The 20454-nt window shown below is 33.2% G+C and carries 22 protein-coding genes and 1 riboswitch; of the genes, 17 read left to right on the top strand and 5 right to left on the bottom strand.

The window, feature by feature from the left end:
- The first annotated feature begins 106 nt into the window (after positions 1 to 106).
- From ABD077_RS02050 to ABD077_RS02030, 5 genes are all read left to right on the top strand, one after another.
- Positions 107 to 736: a 4'-phosphopantetheinyl transferase family protein gene (locus ABD077_RS02050; RefSeq protein WP_299897730.1), complete on the top strand. Its 630-nt coding sequence runs from the start codon at positions 107 to 109 to the stop codon at positions 734 to 736.
- A gap of 167 nt (positions 737 to 903) precedes the next feature.
- Positions 904 to 2469 carry a DUF4301 family protein gene (locus ABD077_RS02045; protein WP_299605015.1) on the top strand — a complete coding sequence of 522 codons (1566 nt, stop codon included), beginning with the start codon at positions 904 to 906 and terminating at the stop codon, positions 2467 to 2469.
- Positions 2466 to 2867: an alternative ribosome rescue aminoacyl-tRNA hydrolase ArfB gene (arfB, locus tag ABD077_RS02040; RefSeq protein ID WP_343910004.1), complete on the top strand. Its 402-nt coding sequence runs from the start codon at positions 2466 to 2468 to the stop codon at positions 2865 to 2867. The genes ABD077_RS02045 and arfB overlap by 4 nt, the downstream gene beginning before the upstream one ends.
- Before the next feature lie 199 nt (positions 2868 to 3066).
- On the top strand, positions 3067 to 3396 hold the full coding sequence (locus ABD077_RS02035) for a hypothetical protein (protein WP_299605019.1): 330 nt from the start codon (positions 3067 to 3069) through the stop codon (positions 3394 to 3396).
- A gap of 182 nt (positions 3397 to 3578) precedes the next feature.
- Positions 3579 to 4928 carry a sigma-54-dependent transcriptional regulator gene (locus tag ABD077_RS02030; RefSeq protein WP_343910002.1) on the top strand — a complete coding sequence of 450 codons (1350 nt, stop codon included), beginning with the start codon at positions 3579 to 3581 and terminating at the stop codon, positions 4926 to 4928.
- Here ABD077_RS02030 and ABD077_RS02025 read toward each other — a convergent pair.
- Entirely contained in the window at positions 4925 to 7369 is a 2445-nt protein-coding gene (locus ABD077_RS02025; RefSeq protein WP_343910000.1) for an ATP-binding protein, read from the bottom strand. The two genes, ABD077_RS02030 and ABD077_RS02025, sit on opposite strands and share 4 nt — an antisense overlap.
- A gap of 319 nt (positions 7370 to 7688) precedes the next feature.
- Positions 7689 to 7786: riboswitch (TPP riboswitch) on the top strand.
- A 68-nt stretch (positions 7787 to 7854) separates the two neighbouring features.
- Here ABD077_RS02025 and thiS point away from each other — a divergent pair.
- The 7 genes from thiS to thiH all read left to right on the top strand — a co-directional run bounded on the left by thiS (position 7855) and on the right by thiH (position 14001).
- A complete protein-coding gene (gene thiS, locus ABD077_RS02020) occupies positions 7855 to 8055 on the top strand; it encodes a sulfur carrier protein ThiS (protein WP_343909998.1) in 201 nt (66 codons plus the stop codon).
- A 45-nt stretch (positions 8056 to 8100) separates the two neighbouring features.
- Positions 8101 to 9960, top strand: coding sequence for a phosphomethylpyrimidine synthase ThiC (thiC, locus tag ABD077_RS02015; RefSeq protein WP_299605027.1), 1860 nt, complete (start codon positions 8101 to 8103; stop codon positions 9958 to 9960).
- Positions 9961 to 10042: 82 nt separating this feature from the next.
- The gene (locus ABD077_RS02010) at positions 10043 to 10651 is read left to right on the top strand and encodes a thiamine phosphate synthase (protein WP_343909995.1); all 609 of its coding nucleotides are present in this window, start codon (positions 10043 to 10045) and stop codon (positions 10649 to 10651) included.
- A gap of 6 nt (positions 10652 to 10657) precedes the next feature.
- Positions 10658 to 11416: a hydroxymethylpyrimidine/phosphomethylpyrimidine kinase gene (locus ABD077_RS02005; RefSeq protein WP_343909993.1), complete on the top strand. Its 759-nt coding sequence runs from the start codon at positions 10658 to 10660 to the stop codon at positions 11414 to 11416.
- Positions 11417 to 11463: 47 nt separating this feature from the next.
- Positions 11464 to 12099, top strand: coding sequence for a thiamine phosphate synthase (locus ABD077_RS02000; protein WP_343909991.1), 636 nt, complete (start codon positions 11464 to 11466; stop codon positions 12097 to 12099).
- A 26-nt stretch (positions 12100 to 12125) separates the two neighbouring features.
- On the top strand, positions 12126 to 12896 hold the full coding sequence (locus ABD077_RS01995) for a thiazole synthase (protein WP_343909989.1): 771 nt from the start codon (positions 12126 to 12128) through the stop codon (positions 12894 to 12896).
- Positions 12889 to 14001 (top strand): 2-iminoacetate synthase ThiH, encoded by a 1113-nt coding sequence (gene thiH, locus ABD077_RS01990; RefSeq protein WP_343909987.1) that lies wholly within the window; start codon positions 12889 to 12891, stop codon positions 13999 to 14001. Before ABD077_RS01995 ends, thiH begins: the two co-directional genes overlap by 8 nt.
- An 11-nt stretch (positions 14002 to 14012) precedes the next feature.
- On the opposite strand, the gene ABD077_RS01985 is transcribed toward thiH, so the two are convergent.
- Positions 14013 to 14624 carry a hypothetical protein gene (locus ABD077_RS01985; protein WP_343909985.1) on the bottom strand — a complete coding sequence of 204 codons (612 nt, stop codon included), beginning with the start codon at positions 14622 to 14624 and terminating at the stop codon, positions 14013 to 14015.
- A 92-nt stretch (positions 14625 to 14716) separates the two neighbouring features.
- On the opposite strand from ABD077_RS01985, the gene moeB reads away from it, so the two are divergent.
- Entirely contained in the window at positions 14717 to 15820 is a 1104-nt protein-coding gene (gene moeB, locus ABD077_RS01980; protein ID WP_343909983.1) for a molybdopterin-synthase adenylyltransferase MoeB, read from the top strand.
- On the opposite strand, the gene ABD077_RS01975 is transcribed toward moeB, so the two are convergent.
- Positions 15817 to 16251, bottom strand: a complete 435-nt coding sequence (locus tag ABD077_RS01975) for a hypothetical protein (RefSeq protein ID WP_343909981.1) — start codon at positions 16249 to 16251, stop codon at positions 15817 to 15819. The two genes, moeB and ABD077_RS01975, sit on opposite strands and share 4 nt — an antisense overlap.
- A 165-nt stretch (positions 16252 to 16416) precedes the next feature.
- Between ABD077_RS01975 and greA the strand changes: the two genes are divergently transcribed.
- The 3 genes from greA (at position 16417) to ABD077_RS01960 (ending at position 17821) form a co-directional block, all read left to right on the top strand.
- Positions 16417 to 16893, top strand: coding sequence for a transcription elongation factor GreA (gene greA / locus ABD077_RS01970; protein ID WP_299605043.1), 477 nt, complete (start codon positions 16417 to 16419; stop codon positions 16891 to 16893).
- A 121-nt stretch (positions 16894 to 17014) separates the two neighbouring features.
- Positions 17015 to 17404, top strand: coding sequence for an HIT family protein (locus ABD077_RS01965; RefSeq protein WP_343909979.1), 390 nt, complete (start codon positions 17015 to 17017; stop codon positions 17402 to 17404).
- Positions 17405 to 17821, top strand: a complete 417-nt coding sequence (locus ABD077_RS01960) for an acyl-CoA thioesterase (protein ID WP_299605045.1) — start codon at positions 17405 to 17407, stop codon at positions 17819 to 17821.
- Here ABD077_RS01960 and ABD077_RS01955 read toward each other — a convergent pair.
- Both ABD077_RS01955 and ABD077_RS01950 read right to left on the bottom strand, forming a co-directional pair.
- A complete protein-coding gene (locus ABD077_RS01955; protein WP_343909977.1) occupies positions 17818 to 18186 on the bottom strand; it encodes a hypothetical protein in 369 nt (122 codons plus the stop codon). The genes ABD077_RS01960 and ABD077_RS01955 overlap by 4 nt on opposite strands.
- A 37-nt stretch (positions 18187 to 18223) precedes the next feature.
- Positions 18224 to 19438: a sensor histidine kinase gene (locus ABD077_RS01950; RefSeq protein ID WP_343909975.1), complete on the bottom strand. Its 1215-nt coding sequence runs from the start codon at positions 19436 to 19438 to the stop codon at positions 18224 to 18226.
- Between the two features lie 134 nt (positions 19439 to 19572).
- On the opposite strand from ABD077_RS01950, the gene ABD077_RS01945 reads away from it, so the two are divergent.
- A complete protein-coding gene (locus ABD077_RS01945) occupies positions 19573 to 20448 on the top strand; it encodes a flavin reductase family protein (protein WP_343909973.1) in 876 nt (291 codons plus the stop codon).
- The last annotated feature ends 6 nt before the right edge of the window (positions 20449 to 20454 follow it).

The raw sequence follows: 20454 nt of genomic DNA, 5'->3' as shown, positions 1-20454 counted from the left end.
ATTTTAGTATTTCGCACCAAATTATTCTAAATTCGTTTCCCGAAAATTAAGGTCTTCACTCCTAATTTTCAGTTTGCAAAGGTACATAATAACTTTAAGAATTCGCATGCCTCTTTACAAAACTATAACAGTAGATGAAACCACTAATATATTGATTTGGAAGATAGAAGAGTCTTTTGAAGATCTGTCTGATGGAATTGAACTTACGGACCATTGTCAAAATAGAGTTGACAATATGAAATCTGATCTGCATAGAAGAGGATTTATGAGTGTTCGTCATTTATTAGCCATTTTTGGATATACAGATCATGATTTATATTATGACGATTTTGGGAAACCACATTTAAAAGATGGGAAACAAATTTCTATTACACATTCCTATGAATTTGCTGGTGTTATAATTAGTGATAAATTAGTGGGAATTGATATCGAAAAGCAACGAGATAAGATTGTTAGGATTGCTCATAAATTTGTGGAATCAGAACAAGAATTTGTGGAGCAATTTCAAGAAGAAAAGGTTAGGGTTTTGACGGTTATTTGGGGGGCGAAAGAGTCTTTGTACAAATTATATGGAACGGCAGGTCTTAGTTTTGAGCAAAACATACATGTAACACCATTTAATCTCGGAATGCCTTTTACAACGGCAAGTTTACATTATAAAAACAAAATTAGCTATTATGATATTACTTTTTTAGAGTTTGAAGGCTTTACCTGTGTATATGCTTTACCAATATAAATCATTTTTTAAAATAGAAATAACTAGGTTTTACACGTTTTTATTTTATATTGATAAACCGAATAATAAATATCAAATAGGCTTTCGAAGCGGAAACTAACTGTTAAAATTGAAAACAAGATTGAATACTGTGTTTTTGTTTCTGACTAATAAAAGAATTTACAAAAGTGAATATTACAGATAAAGATATTAAGCTAATAACATCAAAAGGATTAACTGTAGAACGGGTATTATCCCAGATAGAAACCTTTAAAAATGAAATTCCCTTTGTTGCATTAAGGAGTGCGGCAAGTTTAGAGAATGGTATTTTGAAGTTTTCAGACCATTATCAAACAGAATTAACGAAGTTATATGAATCTAAGTCCGCAGATTTAGATACGATTAAGTTTGTTCCTGCATCTGGTGCAGCAACTAGAATGTTCAAAGACCTATTTAAGTTTTTGGATAATTACGAATACAAAAAAGAGAGTTTAAATTCTTATACGAATCATGAAAAAGCAACTGCTATACGTTTATTCCTGATTGGTTTAGAAAAGTTTCCTTTTTATGAAACTGTAATGCAAGATGTGAAGAATTCGTATCCTAATTTTGAGTCTCTTTCTGAAGGACGTCAGTTATATATATTTATTGAGATGATGTTAAAAGAAAAAGGTTTGAATTTTGGTTCATATCCAAAGGGTTTATTACCATTTCATAAATATCCAAATAGTATAGCTACTTCTTTCGAGGAACATCTATACGAAGCTGCAGGGTATAATAAAAGCGTTAATGGAGATTCTAAACTGCATTTTACTATTTCAAAAGATCACTTGGATGCATTTAAAGATGAGTTTGAGAGAATTAAGAAAAAGGTAGAGGAGAAAACAGATACTAACTTTATTATTACTTATTCTTTTCAGAAATCAGAAACAGATACTATTGCAGTAGATGAAAATAACGAACCTTTCAGAACGGAAAAAGGTTCCTTGTTTTTTAGGCCTGGAGGGCACGGAGCATTGATCGAAAATTTAAACGAACTGGATTCTGATATTATCTACATAAAGAATATTGATAATGTGGTCGTTAGAAAATATCAGGATGAGGTTTCTGGATATAAAAAGATACTGGCCGGTAAGTTGATAGAAATTCAGGAAGAAGCTTTTAGAATATTACATGCTATTGACAAAAAACCTCCAACTGAAGCAGAGCTAACTGACATAAAGAAGTTCTTGGTAGAGCAACTTAATGTTCGTTTGCCTTTAGACTTTGACAAATTTTCTGAGAAGTATAAAATCGAATTTTTACAGGAATCTTTAAATAGACCGATCCGAGTTTGTGGGATGGTAATTAATGAAGGAGAACCAGGAGGAGGGCCTTTTTGGGTTAAGAAGGATAATGGAAGGCTAGTGTTGCAGATTATAGAAACCCCTCAGATCAATACACAGGATCATAGACAACGTGAAATATTGGAAAGCGCTACTCATTTTAATCCGGTAGATCTGGTTTGTGGAGTTAGAGACTATAAAGGAAATAAATTTGACCTAACGCAATATATTGATCCAAATGCTGGATTCATAACTACTAAATCATTAAATGGAAAAGTTTTAAAAGCGCTAGAACTTCCAGGATTATGGAATGGTGCTATGGCAAATTGGATTAGTGTTTTTGTGGAGGTTCCGCTTACTACTTTTAATCCCGTTAAAACTGTAAATGATTTGCTTAAATCTGCTCATCAAGTAAAACTTTTTTCGTGAATACTTCCGTTCTTCTCAGTGAATTGAAATTTAAATCTGTTCGAAGTTCTGGAGCTGGTGGTCAACATGTAAATAAGGTGTCCACTAAAGTAGAGCTTAGTTTTCATATACAAGATTCAAAAGGGATTACAGAAGAAGAAAAAGTAAAGATCTATAATAAGCTTGCTTCTAGAATAACAAAATCTGGTCATTTGATCTTACAATGTGGTGATACAAGAAGTCAACACAGGAATAAGGAACTTGTGATTACTAGATTCCTAGATATTTTAAAGGCGAGCTTACATGTGAAAAAGTCTAGAAAACCATCAAAACCTACAAAAGCATCTGTCAAAAAAAGGTTAGAGAATAAAAAACAACACTCCTTAAAAAAAACAAATCGTAAAAAACCACTTTTTTAATTAGCTACAACCTTTAAAAGTGTGTAAAATTTCTACACTTTTATGTGGATTTTACGAGTTTCCACAGTTTTTTGATTTTTCATTTAATATGTAATTAACTGTTTTACAGGGTTTTGTAATTTTTTATATGTTACTTATTTTTTTGGAACAATTATTCCTTTCTATATAAGCGTAAAACAGGTTTTTACACATTAACAAAATGAAAAATTTACAAATGATCATCGCGATAGTAGTAAGTATTATTTCAGCACAAGGAGTGATAGCACAGGATGAGTTAGCTGAGAATGATGGATGGGAGTTTATGGATTATGAATATGAGCTGCAAGAGTATACTGAAATCGAAATTGTAGAATTGCCTATGATGGTTCAGGATGCAGCCGCTAAGGATTTTGAAAACTTACGTATTTATAGAGCTTATATATCTAAGGATAATACCTATAAAATTGTCCTTAAAGGTAAAGATAACTATACTAAAGTTGTATTTGCAAGCGCTAATGGCGAATGGATTAAGCCAGACGACAAATCTTAAATCTAGGGGTAGAAAAGGATATCGTTTTGCAACCAAAAGACGATATAAAGTTGTTTAGTGCTAAAAAGAGACCCAATCCCAAGGGTCTCTTTTTTATTTTTTACGTTTCTTTGAAGAAGAGAATTATTAAATGTTTTTAATATTTAATTTTATATAATACATTTAGAATTAAATGATATCATATGTCCAAATTACTGATTGTTGAAGATGATGTGGCTTTTTGCACAATGCTTAAGACTTTTTTACAAAAAAAAGGATATGAAGTATCAACCTCATTTTCTGGAAGTGAAGCCGTTTTACAAATTCAAGAACATACATTTGATATAGTCCTTACAGATGTAAGACTGCCAGATAGAGATGGAATTACTTTATTAGATGATATTAGAGCAAAAAATCCAAAAACGCAAGTCGTTATTATGACTGGTTATGCCGAAATTAATATGGCAGTTAGTGCTATTAAGCAAGGGGCTTTTGATTATGTTTCTAAACCATTTAATCCAGATAAAATACTTCAAATTTTAGAAAATGCCTTAAAGGTAAAGGATGTTCCTCAATCGGTTAAAAAAGAGTCTTCTAAAAAAGAAGAGGTAGTAGTATCTCAGAATAATTCCTTTGTCAAAGGAGTTAGTGATGCCTCTAAAAAACTAAATGAATATGTAGCTTTAGTAGCTCCTACCAGAATGTCGGTTTTGGTAATTGGAGATAGTGGTACAGGAAAAGAATATGTGGCTAGTAGTATTCATAAAGCAAGTAAGAGAGCAGATAAACCTTTTGTTCCTGTAGATTGTGGAGCAATTCCTAAAGAAATTGCTTCCAGTGAATTTTTTGGACATATAAAAGGTTCTTTTACGGGTGCTGTTAATGATAAGGTAGGTCATTTTGAAGCAGCGAATGGAGGAACTTTGTTTTTAGATGAAATTGGAAACCTAAGTTATGAATTACAGGTACAGTTGCTAAGGGCATTACAAGAAAGAAAAATTAAGCCTGTTGGAAGTAACAAGGAGATAGAGGTAGATATTCGAGTAATAGCAGCTACCAATGAAGATTTAAGTAATGCTGTAAAAGAAGGAGAATTTAGAGAGGATTTGTATCACAGACTCAATGAATTTTCAATAAAAGTACCACCTTTAAAGGATAGAATTGAGGACTTAATGTTGTTCGCAAATTATTTTCTCGAAGAATCTAATATAGAGTTAGATAAGCATGTTGTCGGTTTTGCAGATGAGGTTCTCGATACATTTAAGAAATATGATTGGCCTGGAAATCTAAGAGAATTAAAAAATATTGTAAAAAGATCAGTGTTACTTTCGCAAAATGATATGATTAATCTAGATGTATTACCAAATGATGTAGCATATGCTTCACATAATGCGAAACAAACCTATGGGCTGTTTAAAAACCAAAATGAACAAGAATTAATTTTGGATGCCTTAGAAAAAGCTAATGGTAATAAAGCAAAAGCTGCACGCATGCTAGATATAGATAGAAAAACACTTTACAATAAATTAAAGCAATACGATATAAGTCTTTAGTGTTTCACTTTAAGCTTATCAATTAGGTTTTCTATCTTTTGTATTCCTTCTTTGGTAAGAGAAAGAACTTCTTCGGAGTTTAGTTCGTAGTTATCCAGATGTTCAAGTGTATCTAATATAGGTACGATTTCTTTGGCTTTTATCTGCTTAAACATGGGCAGCATTTTATGAGCTAACCTTTTAATTTGTTCTAGATCGCCATCATTAGTTGCTACTGCTGTTTTTAATTCTTTTATGTGGTCTGTAGTGCTATCGCAAAAGGTTTCTAAAATAGCATAAAGAGATTCAGAATCTCCGTGTGCAAAAAGCATCAGATCACTTAAAGAATAATCGGATTCTTCTTCCTGATCAGTAATTGGGTTTTCGTATTCAATATCAGGCGCATCAATTTTTAATACGGATGCTACCAGATCTATAAGTGCCTGTGGTGCGTATGGTTTTCGCAAGCTACTAGAAAAACCTGCTACTTCATATTCCGATGCTGTAGTATCGGTTCTGCCCGAAAGTGCGATAATTGGAGTATCCATATATTTCGAGTCTTCTTTTACATTTTTCAAAAGCTCGAAACCATCCATTTTGGGCATTTGAATATCAGTAAGAATAAGATCATAATTATTTTTTTGGAGGAGCTCGAGAGCATCCAAACCATTTTCACAGATATCATAAGATAACCCCATGAGTGATACGACTTCACTAGTTAGGTCTAATTGACTTAGGTCATCATCTACAATAAGCGCTTTTTTATTTGTGAAGTGTTTTATTTTCACTACTTCATGTTCTTCTTCAGGAATTTGATTTTTAGCAAGTTTAATAGGTATACAGAACGTAAAATTACTTCCTTTGTTAGGTTCGCTTTCTAAACGGATTTTACCATTAAGAAGTTTGATTATTTTCTTTGTGATAGCAAGACCTAAACCAAATCCACCGTACTTTTTTTCAGTGTCATCATCTCCTTGAGAAAATTCTTCGAAGATATATTTTTGTTGTTCTTTAGTAATGCCTATTCCTGTATCTTTTACGGATATCTTCAGTTCCTTTTCTGCAAGTCCATTTTCAGTAATTTCTGCATCAATGGTAATAGAACCTACATCTGTAAATTTGTATGCATTGTTAAGCAAATTGGTAAGTACTTGCTTAATACGGAATGGATCTCCTAAATATTGTTTTTTAAGTTCTTTTTCGGTGTTAATAAAAATATCAAGATTTTTAGCGTCATTTACCGGCATTACACTCGTAATGGTATTTACGATTAATTTTTTTGGAGAAAAAGGTAATTCCTCTATTACCATTCTACCAGCCTCTAATTTTGATAAATCAAGCAAGTCATTCACTAAATGTAGAATGTAATCCGATGATTTTTTGAGATGACCTAGATAATGTTTTTGCTTATTGTTTAATCCTGTTTTTTCTAATAAATCAGAATATCCAATCACTGTGTTTAGAGGAGAACGTAGATCATGAGTAACCGTGTTGATTAAAGATTCTCGGGTTTTTAATAAGGACTCTGTGTATGTTTTTTCATTCTCTAATTCATTTCTAAATTTCTGACTTTTAGAAATATCACCAGTAATTAATACAATAAAAATAATAGCAATGACAAGGCTTATTGCAGAGATAATAATGATGAACGTAAAGGTTTTATCCATGACCTCACTCGAAGCTTGGAATCTCTTTTTAAATTCGTTTCTTTCATTTTGTTCAATATGAGCTAAAATATCTCTTAATTTTTGAGTAATAACCTGATCATTTTTTAAGAGTTTGTTTTCTTTATACCAAATCTCATATCTATATCTCCGGTCTTTTGCTTCTAATTCTGCAAGTACTTCCTTTACGGTATTGGTAAGAGATTCTACTGTTTCGTTGGTTAATCTTTTTTCATTGTCCTTTTTCAATAATTCTATCACATTAGAAAAAAGTTTTCTCTTATCAGGAGACTTGTCTTTAAAACGTTTTTCATAGTTGGTGTCATAATCTTCGAAGTTAGAATTGGTTTTTTTCAACTCATCTATAGCTGTTTGATAAGTGCCTTTTCGATTACGTTGTTTGTAAATGTCTATTAACTCTGCAAAGTTTTTATTTTTATTATCTACTAAAATTTTAATACTATCTATTTTTCTAATCTGAACACTATCGGAGGAAACATATGCAAGTTGATCGATCGTATTAATAATAGAATCTACTTTGGCAGTGTAGTTTTGAAATTTCATATTCTTATTAGAAGTTTGAATGATATTTCTTGTAAGGCTTTCCGCTTCATATAATCTGGTAATAGCTTCTCCGACAAGAACTAATTTTTCATTATTTTCATTTTTAATTTTGGTGCTTTCTGTGTAGTTATTTAATTGACTATAAATTATCCAAAAAGAAAGAACAGCCAAAACGGTCGCGAGACTATAGCTAATAATTACCTTTGATGTTATGGCACGCTTGGTATTTTTCATCTGTCTATATGTATTGAGTTTCCAATTTTAAAAGAGGAATCTCTAATAATCGATTTAATTAGAATTAAATTGATAGTAATGACTTATTTCTTAGTATACTAACTTCAAAAAATGAGAAGCATTGTTTAATCGATTCATAAATTTACAATAAATCATTGGAACCACCTTGTTTATTGATGATACAACTCACATATAGCATTGTGTTTCGAACAAGAATTACCCTTGTCTTTCTATAGTATCTAGACTTTAGATTTTCATAAAAAGTTTATAAATAGGAAAGTAGATACAGTATTTATTTTTAGATTCCTTACCTTTACCAAATAAACTTTAGGGGTGTCTCCAAAAAAAGGAGTCTGAGAAATACCCTTCGAACCTGATGCAGTTAATACTGATGAAGGGAAAAGTTAATGTCACTGCACTATTGTCTGTGATTTTTCTTCTCGTTATAGGTGTGTACCTAAAGTTTATGGATTTAAGATTTAAGAATGACCATAAACGTTAATAATCAAGAAAAAACTATTTCCGAAAATAGTTCCTTAACATCTTTGTTAGAGCAGTTATCCATTGCTAAAGATGGAATTGCAATAGCAATCAATAATGAAGTTGTTACCAAAAAAGAATGGAGCCAGACTTTAATTAAAGTAAGCGATAATATTACTATAATTCAAGCTACTCAAGGAGGATAAATACATTACAGATAAATGATTACCAGAAGCTAAAACGAGATATTTATGAAGAAAAAAGATACCGCACCACAGCAAGAAAAAATTACAACAACACCTTTTCCAAACTCTAAAAAAGTATATGTAAAGGGAAGTATCCACCCGCAGATCAATGTGGCGATGCGAGAAATTGAATTGAGTGATACAGTAGATTCGATGACTCGTAAAAAAACAGCAAATGAACCTGTAGTAGTATATGATACAAGTGGACCCTATACAGATCCTAGTAAAGAAATTAATGTTCATAACGGAATTGAACGTATAAGAGAGCAATGGATATTAGATCGTGGTGATGTCGAAGAGCTAGATGGTTTTTCTTCTGAATACTGCAATCAAAGGCTAAATGACCCAAGTTTAGATCACCTAAGATTCAACCATCTTAGAAAACCAAAAAGAGCAAAAGCTGGTAAGAATGTTTCTCAAATGTATTATGCAAAACAAGGAATCATTACCCCAGAAATGGAATATGTTGCCATTAGAGAAAATCAAAAAATAGAGGAAGCTACTAGAATTGCCAAACAGCATCCTGGTCAGGATTTTGGGGCGAGTATTCCTAAGAAGATTACTGCAGAGTTTGTAAGAGAAGAAGTAGCAAGAGGTAGAGCGGTAATTCCTTCTAATATCAATCACCCAGAAGCGGAGCCAATGATTTTAGGGCGTAACTTTTTGGTAAAAATTAATGCTAATATTGGTAATTCGGCAACTACTTCTAGTATCGAAGAAGAGGTAGAAAAAGCGGTATGGGCATGCCGTTGGGGAGCTGATAATATTATGGACCTTTCCACAGGTCAGAATATTCATGAAACTAGAGAGTGGATTGTTCGTAACTCTCCTGTGCCAATAGGAACAGTACCAATTTATCAGGCGTTAGAAAAAGTGAACGGGAAAGCCGAAGATCTTACTTGGGAAATTTTTAGAGATACTTTAATTGAGCAAGCAGAGCAAGGAGTAGATTACTTTACCATTCATGCTGGTGTGCGTTTAGCTTATGTACCAATGACTGCCAAAAGAGTAACAGGAATTGTTTCTAGAGGAGGATCCATCATGGCAAAATGGTGCTTAGCTCACCATAAAGAGAGTTTTTTATATACTCATTTCGAGGAGATTTGCGAAATCATGAAGTCTTATGATGTTGCATTTTCATTGGGAGACGGTTTACGGCCAGGAAGTATTGCAGATGCTAATGATGAAGCCCAGTTTGCAGAATTAGAAACACTAGGTGAATTAACAAAAATTGCCTGGAAGCATGACGTACAAACTTTTATTGAAGGACCAGGTCATGTGCCTATGCATATGATTAAACAAAATATGGATAAGCAGTTAGAGGCTTGCGGAGAAGCTCCTTTTTATACATTAGGACCTTTAACTACAGATATTGCGCCAGGATATGATCATATTACTTCAGGAATTGGAGCGGCAATGATAGGATGGTATGGTACTGCTATGTTATGTTATGTAACTCCAAAAGAGCATTTAGGATTGCCTAATAAGGAAGATGTTAGAACAGGAGTGATTACTTATAAGTTAGCAGCACATGCCGCGGATTTGGCAAAAGGACATCCAGGAGCACAACATAGAGATGATGCTTTGAGTAAAGCACGATTTGAGTTCAGATGGGAAGATCAATTCAACTTGGCCTTAGATCCAGAAAGAGCAAGAGAATATCATGATGAAACCCTACCAGCAGAAGGAGCAAAAATTGCACATTTCTGTAGTATGTGCGGCCCAAAATTCTGCTCGATGAAAATATCTCAAGAAGTACGAGATTATGCAGCTAAAAAGGAGATCGATGATCAAAAAGCGTTAGAACAAGGAATGCAAGAAAAAGCAGAAGAGTTTAAAGAAAAAGGAAGCGAAGTTTATTTATAAAGCATCAAGGTACTTGAAGTTGGGTATCGGACATCGAATCCTGTACCCGATTCCATGTCTAATAGAATAGCAAGTAGAAAAAATGATCATCGTACTTACATCAGAAAGGGCTTTGCCAAATGAAGCTGAACAAATTAATCAATTGTTCAAAGAAGGCTTAGAAATATTACATCTTCGTAAACCTACATTTACGATAGACGGATATCGATCACTTTTGGAACAGATAGAAACAAAGTATCATCATAGAATTATGACACATCAATTTCCTGAGTTAACACAAGAGTATGATTTAAGAGGGATTCACCTGCAAGAACAAGCAAGAATTGATCTGGAAGATGCTTTAGAAATAACTATTCAAGTGTATAAAAACAAAGGTTTTTCTGTTACGAGTTCTTTTCATTCCAAAGAAGATATTAGGGACTGTAAAGCTGCTTTTGAATATGTGCTATTAAGTCCTGTTTTTGGTTCTATATCTAAAGCTGGATATGAAGGTAAAGGTTTCGATGTAACTGATATGGATCATACCATAATTGGTATGGGCGGTATCAATGAAAGCACACTACAAAAAACCTATGATTTAGGATTTAAAGGGGTTGGAATTTTAGGAGGTGTTTGGAATTCAGAAGATCCAATAAAAAGTTTTATTCAGATTAAAGATGTTCATGATGCTGTTGTCAGGATTATGAATTGAAAGTGTATGAAAAAGCGTCCTAATGTATTAACAATTGCCGGTTTTGATCCTTCATCAGGAGCTGGATTAAGTGCTGATATTAAAACCTTTGAAGCTTTAAAGTGTTATGGTTTTGCCGTGTGTACCGCTAACACGATACAAAACGATACGGATTTTGAAGAGTGTATTTGGATTGATAAAGAAGTAATGAAAAGTCAAATCTCTATTCTTTTTAAAAAATTTAAGATCGACTTTGTGAAGATCGGTATTGTTCAGAATTGGGAGATACTGTATGAAATTGTCGATTTTTTATTGAAAAAAAATAGTAAAATAAAAATTGTCTTAGACCCAGTATTGAGATCTAGCTCTTCCTATGATTTTCATTCCTCTATTAAAAATGATAACCATTACTTTGAAGAAGTTTTGCAAAAGATATACTTAATTACTCCTAATTATGAAGAGATCGGAAGACTATATCCTGATAAGAATATAAAAGAAACTATAAATCATATTTCTGGTTATACGAATCTACTTCTAAAAGGAGGGCATCGTAAAGAAATGGTGGGTAAGGATGAATTGTATACTAAAAAAGGTAATTGTTTTACATTAAACCCAAAGCGCAATAGAATCACAGAAAAACATGGTAGTGGTTGTATATTATCATCTGCTGTTACTGCATATTTGGCTTTAGGTTTTCCTTTATTGAAAGCATGCTTTAGAGCAAAAAGATATACAGAAAATGTGTTAAGCTCTAATAAGACATTATTGGGCTATCATAGAATATAGAATGCAGTAATTAAGGAGTTGGAATGGTTAAGAATTTATAAACGTATATGACAGAAGTAAGTTTACAATATATTTCGCAAGGAAATTCGCCGCAAGAACATATACAGCATATTGGAGAAGTGTGCGAAGCGGGAGTGAGATGGGTACAATTACGTCTTAAAAATGAGGATCCGGCTACCATTTTAAAAACAGCTCTAAAATGCAGAGAAATCTGTGATCAGTATGGAGCGATTATGATTGTAAATGATAGTGTGAGTATCGCGCAAGCATCTCAAGCAGATGGAGTGCATTTAGGATTAAATGATATGAATCCTAAAGAAGCTAGAAATATTTTAGGTCCCAATTTTATTATTGGAGGTACTGCAAATACATTGCAAGACTGTATACAACATAAGAATGACGGAGTTGATTATATTGGCCTTGGTCCTTTTAGGTATACCACAACCAAAGAAAAATTAAGTCCTATTCTTGGAATTGAAGGATATCGATCTATTACTTCAGAACTGAGAGTTCAACAAATAGAAATGCCAATTGTAGCGATTGGAGGTATTGTTGAAGAAGATATTGCTGGTATTATGGAAACTGGTGTATCTGGAATTGCTGTTTCCGGAATGCTTACCAATCAAGTACAACTAGAAGAAAGAATACAAAATTTAAAAGACCTTATAATGGTCAAAAGCTGATTCATAGAGAATGAATTAAAAGAAACATGGATACATTAAAAATTGCAGATAAAGAGTTTTCGTCTAGATTATTTACAGGTACAGGAAAATTTAGTTCCTCTGATCTAATGAGAAAATCATTATTAGCATCAGAAAGTGAATTGATAACCGTAGCTCTAAAAAGGGTAGATGTTGAAGATGATAATGATAATATATTAAGGCATTTAGATCATCCCAGAATTAATTTATTACCAAATACATCGGGAGTTAGAGATGCTAAAGAAGCTGTTTTTGCTGCACAATTGGCAAGGGAAGCGTTAGAAACGAATTGGATCAAATTAGAAATTCATCCTGATCCAAAATATTTGTTGCCAGATCCTATAGAAACTTTAAAAGCAGCAGAAGAATTGGTGAAGTTAGGATTTGTAGTGATGCCATATATTCATGCCGATCCTGTTTTGTGCAAAAGACTCGAAGAGGTAGGAACGCAATGTGTTATGCCTTTGGGAGCGCCAATAGGAAGTAATAAAGGTTTAAAGACATTTGATTTTTTGGAAATAATCATAGATCAAAGTAACGTCCCAGTAATCGTAGATGCAGGTATCGGTAGTCCATCGCATGCTGCTTTTGCAATGGAAATTGGAGCAGATGCTGTATTGGTAAATACGGCGATTGCCGTTTCTCAAGAACCTATTGCGATGGCAGAGGCTTTTAGAATGGCTGTCAAAGCAGGTAGACTAGCGTATAACGCAAAATTAGCGCCTGTTAAAAAACACGCAGAAGCAAGTAGTCCATTAACAAGTTTTTTGAATGAGTAGTTTCAAAGACATATTCGATAAGTTTGATTGGAACGATGTGCTTTCCGATATTTTACAAAAAAATGAACAAGATGTTCAACAGGCATTATATGCTTCGAAAAGAACTATTGAGGATTTTAAAGCGTTAATTTCTCCAGCTGCAAAACCGTATTTGGAGCAAATGGCGCAATTAAGCTATCAACTTACTAAGAAACGATTTGGGAATACCATACAGATGTATGCACCGATGTATCTTAGTAATGAATGTCAAAACATTTGTACCTATTGCGGTTTTAGTATGACTAATAAAATTCCTCGAAGGACCTTGACCGATGAGGAAATACTAGAAGAAGTAGCATATTTAAAATCGAAAGGATATGACCATATTTTATTGGTTACTGGAGAGGCAAATAGAACTGTAGGTGTATCATATATCAATAATGCGATACAGTTAATTCAGTCAAAATTTGCAAATATCACTATAGAAGTGCAGCCATTAGATCAACCGGATTACGAGTTGCTTATAGAAAGTGGTTTGTATGCAGTGTTAGTGTATCAGGAAACTTACCATAAAGAAGAGTATAAGAAGCATCACCCAAAAGGGAGAAAGTCTAATTTTGACTATAGGTTAGAAACTCCAGATCGATTAGGGCGTGCAGGAATTCATAAAATAGGATTAGGAGCTTTGTTTGGGTTGGAAGATTGGAGGGCAGATAGTTTTTTTACCGCGTTGCATCTTCGATATCTTCAAAAAACGTATTGGAAAACTAAATACTCTATATCATTCCCAAGGTTACGACCGCATAGTGGAGGATTAGAGCCTAAAGTAGAAATGACAGATTCGGATTTAGTACAATTAATATGCGCATTTCGATTGTTAGATGAAGATGTGGAGTTATCTATGTCTACTCGTGAGAGTGAAGTTTTTAGAGAAAATATTGTCAATCTTGGCATTACTTCCATAAGTGCAGAATCCAAAACAAATCCAGGTGGATATGCTGTAGAACCTCAATCTTTGGAACAGTTCGAAATCTCTGATGAACGCTCTACCGAAGAGGTGGTCACTATGCTGAGGTCTAAAGGTTTAGAGGTAGTGTGGAAAGATTGGGCGCATAATTGGCAGTAGAAGGCTTTCATTTAATCCTCAAAATTACCTGCGTCAGAAGAACAAGTTTTAGGTCGTGAATAGTTGATTTCCTTAGTAATGCCATCAAAACCAATTCGTTCTACACTCCAAAACTCGTCGAATACAGATTTATAACAAACTTTAATTTTTATTGTACCCGCTTTTTCTCTTACAATATCTACTAATCGGGTATTTTTTGACCAATCAATGAATCGGATTTTTTCATTAGGAGAAACTACCTTATTGCTAATAGAAGAGGTGTTGTATCCTATTGCTAACAAGGAGTCATTAATGTGTAATGCATGGTGAAACTCTTTCCAATTTTTTACTAGGGTATCATTATATGTTATAGAAACGTCTTGAATAATAGCAGGACCAATGCCTTTATTATGGAGTGCAAAAGAGAAAATTTTATCCAAATCATTTTTGCCACTGCTGTTATAAGAATAGGAAAGATCTAAATAGGGCCAGGCATTTGCCTTAGTTTGTTGTAAAAGAATTTCTGTCTGTTCACTCATTATCGAGGCTTGACGCATGTATATAAAAAGTGCTGAAAAACTAGCAATAAGAACACCAACCGCAATTATTAAGTTTGGATCAACTTGTTTATTAAAGAGTTTCATATAAATAAAGAGATTCTAAAAAGAAATTTGTAACAGCTTACTTAGGAAGTACAATTAAAACAATATTTTTTAGAATTAAAACTCTTTATTTATTGCTTAATTTTACGGTAGAATTGCAAGTCTCTAGTGATATTATGCTTAACAAAGAAGAAAACATTCAATATAGTCGCCATATTTTGCTCAATGAGATAGGTGTCGAAGGGCAAGAAAAATTAAAATCTGCCAAAGTTTTAGTGATCGGTGCAGGTGGTTTAGGATGTCCAATTTTACAATATCTTACTGCCGCAGGAGTTGGAACTATTGGTATTATTGATAATGATGTAGTTGATCAAACTAACTTACAACGACAAGTTTTATATACAATTAGTGATATTGGAAAGTCAAAAGCAAGAGTAGCTTCTGAAAGGTTAGCTGCGCTAAATCCTTTTGTTTTTTTTAAGGTATATGAGGAAGCACTAGATAATGACAATGCTGTAGAACTATTTTCAGCCTATGATATTATAGTGGATGGAAGCGATAATTTTCCGACCAGATACTTAGTAAATGATGCTTGTGTAATAACTGATAAACCATTAGTTTTCGGATCTATTTTTAAATTTCAAGGACAAGTTTCTGTCTTAAATTATAAGGATGGACCAACATATCGTTGTTTATTTCCTTCTCCTCCGGCTCCAGGAGCTGTTCCTAATTGTTCTGATATAGGAGTTTTGGGGGTGTTACCTGGAATTATTGGAAGTCTTCAAGCCAATGAAGTAATTAAAATGGTTACAGGAATTGGAGAAGTATTACGAGGAAAACTTTTTTATTTTGATACGCTAACAATGCAACAACAGGTCATTGTATTCAAGAAAAATCATGACATTGAAATAGATCAACTAGAAGAGGATTACGACTTTTTCTGCGGAATAAATTCCTATGATTTTGAAGAAATCAATGCAGTAGAACTGAAAAAACATATAGAAGATTATCAAATTTTAGATGTCAGATCTTCCAAAGAGTTTAATCATTTTAACATAGGAGGTATTCATATTCCTTTAGAAAGTATTTCGGATCGTATAACAGAATTGAACGATAACAAATCAATTGTGGTTTGTTGTCAATCAGGAATTCGTAGTAAAAGAGCAATAGAACTTATTAGAGAAAAAAGAAATGATCTTCATCTCATTAATTTAAGTAATGGATTGTCTGCTTTTTAGTTAGAAATTACCAAAATATTTCCTTCTCTTCTAATTTGATATCTCAATAAAGGAAAACCGCCTTCTCCTTCTAATTGTTGACCATTGACAATTTCATAAGCGTTATCATTACCACAATTAGATTCGGCTCTAATACCTGTAACATTTAGTGCCGAACAGTCGCTAGGTAGAATATTTGGATCACTAAGTTCAAAAGCAGAATACAATGTATTATCCACATTATATATGATGACTCCCTTGATGCCGACACCCTCTATTCCAATGACTTCAGAATTTCCTGGGAAATCAAGGTCATTAAACTGTGGTAAATCTAAATTTACCGTATGAGTAAAACTAACCGAAGGAAGGTTGGGGTTATTAGAACGGTTATCATCACTACTGCAAGAAATGATGAATAGTGAAATGGATAGTATAAATAGTATTTTTTTCATTTGTTAACTCTTAAAAAAAGAAAGATATTCTTTATTTACAAAAACAGGGATTTTTTAAACGACCAAATTAGTCAAAAATGTGATTCGGTATTATTTTTTCTTATATTTGTTTAGATAAAGTCCCATAGCTATGGGATTTTTTGTATTTATATAAACGATGAAGTTATGAGCAAAGTATCCTATTACACTGCTGAAGGGCTAAAAAAATTAAGAGACGAGTTAAATAACCTTAAAGATATAGAAAGACCTAAAGCATCACAAGCAATTGCAGAAGCACGTGATAAAGGAGATTTAAGTGAAAATGCCGAATATGATGCGGCAAAAGAAGCACAAGGACTGTTAGAAATGAGAATTTCTAAATTAGAAGAGACTTTAGCCGGAGCTCGCCTTATTGATGAATCTCAGTTAGATACTTCAAAAGTACTGATACATTCTACAGTAAAAATAAAAAACCAAACCAATGGTGCTCAAATGACTTATAAATTAGTAGCACAAAGTGAGGCAGATCTTAAAACTGGAAAAATATCAGTAGATTCTCCAATAGGCAAAGGTCTTCTAGGGAAAAGTGTTGGAGAGGTAGCAGAGATTCAAGTTCCTAACGGAATTATGAAGTTTGATGTAGTAGAAATAACAAGAGAATAGCATAAATAACATAGAATACGAAAACCTTTCTTAAAAAAATGAGAAAGGTTTTTTTGTGATTATTATTTTCCTAGAAATGTTCTATATTTCGTAGCGATAAACCAACCAAAATTTATAACAAATGTCTACCCTTTTTACGAAAATAGTTGCTGGTGAAATACCCTCATATAAAGTTGCAGAAGATGAACACTTTTATGCTTTTTTAGATATTAACCCTAATGCCAAAGGGCATACGCTATGTATTCCCAAAAAGGAAGAAGATAAAATCTTTGATCTAGACGAAGAAACATATATAGAACTGATGCGTTTTTCTCGTAAAGTGGCAAAGGCAATTGAAAAATCTGTTCCCTGTTTAAGAGTTGGGGTTGCTGTAGTGGGTCTAGAAGTACCACATGTTCATGTGCATTTAATTCCGCTTAATGATATGAGAGAGATGACATTTCAGCATAAAATATCGATGAGTAAAGAAGAGTTTGAAACATTAGCCGAAAAGATTCAATCTAATTTGTAAATGAGTACCTCTTCAGAATTTAAACTTTCGCTACAACTTAGGATTGATTGGAGTGAAATGGATACCTATCAGCACGTAAATAATGTTAACTTCATGAAATACATGCAGAGTGCGCGTGTTCAGTTTTGGGAGGTGTCTGGTTTGGCAAAATTATATGCAACAACAAAAAAAGGGCCTATGCTGGTTTCTACCAAATGTGATTTCAAAAATCCTTTATTTTTTCCTGGAAATGTATTGATAAAAACAAAAGTAGCCTATATCAAAAATTCAAGTTTCGGTCTGTATCACGAACTTTATAATGATGATGGTACTTTATGTGCTGTTGGTAATGACGTCGCTGTTTGTTTTGACTTTAATATTGATAAAACATTTGTTATTCCTGAGGATCTTAGAGCAGTAATGAATGAATATGCCTAGAATGTATTAGCAAAAAGATCAGGAAAAAATAGAAATGCTCCAATAGCACAAGAAACTATCAGAATAAGTAAAAAGAGTATTGCATAAGATAGTTTAGTAAATCTGATTCCAGAAGACGCTACCGATATTGTTTTCTTATGATATTCATAAACTCTTTCGATATCATCGGTCCATCTACCAGGGTAGATAGTGGTGCCACATTTTTGGCAATCCATGCTTTCTATAACTTCTTTTTCTGTTCTAGTGTATAATTTAGAAAGAACCTTTTTTTGTTTAAAAGAAAGTTGTAGGCTTTTTGTAGCGTAACATTCAGGGCAATTATTATTTAGAATGGCGTTTTTTAAAATGATATACTCGGTTTTCACGTTACATTTATTTTAAGAGATAACGTGCGTAAAAACATTATGTTATGCTAGAAGCATCATATTTACTTAAAGTAATCTGAAATGTAGTGCCCTTTCCTATTTCCGATCTTAGTACACGAATTTTACCAGAATGGTATTCTTCAATGATTCTCTTAGCCAAGGAGAGCCCAAGCCCCCAACCTCTGGTTTTAGAGGTGTAACCAGGTTCGAAAATCTTAGTAAATTTACTTTTTGGGATTCCTTTTCCCGTATCAGTAATTCTTATATAAACGCGTTTGCTGTCCTGAGATAAATCAATATTAAGATCTCCTTTTCCTCTCATAGCATCTATCGCATTCTTAACCAAATTTTCTATGGTCCAACTATAAAGCTGAGAGTTTAGAAGTACTAGAATAGACTCATTAGGGATGTTTATAGAGAAATTAATCAATTTAGAACTTCTGCTTTGCAAATAGGTGTATGCTTCACTCGTTTCTTTTACAATATCTGATTCCTCCAAGTTCGGTATAGAACCAATTTTAGAAAATCGTTCCGTAATTACTTTCAATCTAGAAATGTCTTTTTCGATTTCTACAATATATTCTGGATTTACTTGTTCTGCTTTTAAAATTTCGTTCCAGCCAACTAATGAAGAAAGTGGTGTTCCGATCTGGTGTGCTGTTTCTTTAGCCATACCAGCCCATAATTTGTTTTGTTCACTTGCTTTAGAGGTGGTAAAAAAGAAATAAATAACACCAATGAGTAAAAAAATGATCAATGCAATGGCTATAGGATAGTATTTCAATTTATTAAGAATAGATGAATTGCCATAATAAATATATTGAACCGATCCCCTCAGGTCCAGAGCAATGGGTTCGTTCTCAGATTTCATCTCTTCTAGATGCTCTATGAGTTCTTTTTCTGTAATATCATCAGGGATATTAAGTGTTGATCCTTCTATGTTTAATTCGCCACTGGAATGTCTTATTAGTTTGCCTTCAGCGTCTGTTATAATGGTTGGAATTGTGGTATTCGTGCTATTAATTAGATTGGATAATTCTAAATAATCATCAAGACTTAGATCATCAGAACCATCAATTCCTGAGCTACTTAATGCTTTAAAAGACTGAGCCCAAACCTGCATTTTAATACTTTCATCTTTTTTTAAGCGTTGCAAAAACAAAGAGGTGTTCCATAATACAAGACCTGTAATTACAAGAACTGCAAATATTATAAAGTAACTAGCTAAATTACGTTCGTCAGAAAAGTTCATAAAAAGTGTATTGCAAGTCCTAAATATAAACGTTTTTATACGATTTTATTGTTTTATACCAAGGTAAGTAAAACCAAACAAATGAATGCTAATCGGGTTAAAGTTTAATTATCTTTGTCTTATTAGATTTTTATATGATACGAATTGATCCTTTAGAAGTTTCCACTGGAAAATTACACGGAATGATGCTTGGTGCAATAGGGCCAAGGCCTATAGCTTTTGCCAGCACTGTGGATAAGGAAGGGAATCCAAACCTCTCTCCTTTTAGTTTTTTTAATGTATTTAGTGCTAATCCACCTATTCTTATTTTCTCTCCTGCGCGAAGAGTGAGAGATAATTCTACCAAGCATACCCTAGAGAATGTTATAGCAACTGATGAGGTAGTAATTAATATTGTTAATTATGATATTGTTCAGCAAATGTCCTTGTCTAGTACAGAATATCCAGAGGGTGTTAATGAGTTTGAGAAAGCTGGATTGACCATGTTGCCTTCAGAAAAGATAAAATCTTTTAGAGTAGCTGAGGCTCCAGTTCAGTTTGAGTGCAAGGTAAACGAGGTTGTTTCATTGGGTGATAATGGTGGTGCTGGTAACTTGGTTATTTGCGAGGTCTTATTGATGCACGTAAAAGAAGATATATTAGATGCCGATGGTAAGATCGACCAATACAAAATTGATCAGGTAGCTCGTATGGGTGGTAATTGGTATTCTAGAGCAAACATGGGAATGTTTGAAGTGCCAAAACCTTTAAGTACTATAGGAATTGGAATTGATGTACTGCCAGATCATATTAAGAGTAGTAGTGTTTTTACTGGTAATGATTTAGGTAAATTAGGAAATGTTGAAAGTATTCCTGAAATAAACAAAGCCAAAGATTTTGTTAATAACAATGCTGATATTAAGGATAAAATTCAGGGTGCTAACCTAATAGAAATTCATAAATTTGCACAGCAGTATTTGGATAAAGATGATATTCAAACTGCCTGGAATATTTTAGCAGCAATACAATAATTAAAC

The sequence above is a fragment of the Aquimarina litoralis genome, assembly GCF_039523995.1.
In the GTDB taxonomy this organism is placed as follows: Bacteria; Bacteroidota; Bacteroidia; order Flavobacteriales; family Flavobacteriaceae; genus Aquimarina; species Aquimarina litoralis.
This window is presented reverse-complemented; position numbering and strand designations above follow the sequence as displayed.

Excerpts from the sequence above, each read along its gene's own strand:
- ABD077_RS02030 (WP_343910002.1), top strand. The coding sequence starts at position 3,579 with ATGTCCAAATTACTGATTGTTGAAGATGATGTGGCTTTTTGCACAATG.
- ABD077_RS01965 (WP_343909979.1), top strand. The coding sequence starts at position 17,015 with ATGTCTACCCTTTTTACGAAAATAGTTGCTGGTGAAATACCCTCATAT.
- thiS (WP_343909998.1), top strand. The coding sequence starts at position 7,855 with ATGACCATAAACGTTAATAATCAAGAAAAAACTATTTCCGAAAATAGT.
- ABD077_RS01945 (WP_343909973.1), top strand. The coding sequence starts at position 19,573 with ATGATACGAATTGATCCTTTAGAAGTTTCCACTGGAAAATTACACGGA.
- ABD077_RS01975 (WP_343909981.1), bottom strand. The coding sequence starts at position 16,251 with ATGAAAAAAATACTATTTATACTATCCATTTCACTATTCATCATTTCT.
- ABD077_RS02000 (WP_343909991.1), top strand. The coding sequence starts at position 11,464 with ATGACAGAAGTAAGTTTACAATATATTTCGCAAGGAAATTCGCCGCAA.
- ABD077_RS01950 (WP_343909975.1), bottom strand. The coding sequence starts at position 19,438 with ATGAACTTTTCTGACGAACGTAATTTAGCTAGTTACTTTATAATATTT.
- ABD077_RS02010 (WP_343909995.1), top strand. The coding sequence starts at position 10,043 with ATGATCATCGTACTTACATCAGAAAGGGCTTTGCCAAATGAAGCTGAA.
- ABD077_RS01995 (WP_343909989.1), top strand. The coding sequence starts at position 12,126 with ATGGATACATTAAAAATTGCAGATAAAGAGTTTTCGTCTAGATTATTT.
- greA (WP_299605043.1), top strand. The coding sequence starts at position 16,417 with ATGAGCAAAGTATCCTATTACACTGCTGAAGGGCTAAAAAAATTAAGA.
- ABD077_RS02005 (WP_343909993.1), top strand. The coding sequence starts at position 10,658 with ATGAAAAAGCGTCCTAATGTATTAACAATTGCCGGTTTTGATCCTTCA.
- thiH (WP_343909987.1), top strand. The coding sequence starts at position 12,889 with ATGAGTAGTTTCAAAGACATATTCGATAAGTTTGATTGGAACGATGTG.
- ABD077_RS02025 (WP_343910000.1), bottom strand. The coding sequence starts at position 7,369 with ATGAAAAATACCAAGCGTGCCATAACATCAAAGGTAATTATTAGCTAT.
- ABD077_RS01960 (WP_299605045.1), top strand. The coding sequence starts at position 17,405 with ATGAGTACCTCTTCAGAATTTAAACTTTCGCTACAACTTAGGATTGAT.
- ABD077_RS01985 (WP_343909985.1), bottom strand. The coding sequence starts at position 14,624 with ATGAAACTCTTTAATAAACAAGTTGATCCAAACTTAATAATTGCGGTT.
- ABD077_RS02035 (WP_299605019.1), top strand. The coding sequence starts at position 3,067 with ATGAAAAATTTACAAATGATCATCGCGATAGTAGTAAGTATTATTTCA.
- ABD077_RS02050 (WP_299897730.1), top strand. The coding sequence starts at position 107 with ATGCCTCTTTACAAAACTATAACAGTAGATGAAACCACTAATATATTG.
- thiC (WP_299605027.1), top strand. The coding sequence starts at position 8,101 with ATGAAGAAAAAAGATACCGCACCACAGCAAGAAAAAATTACAACAACA.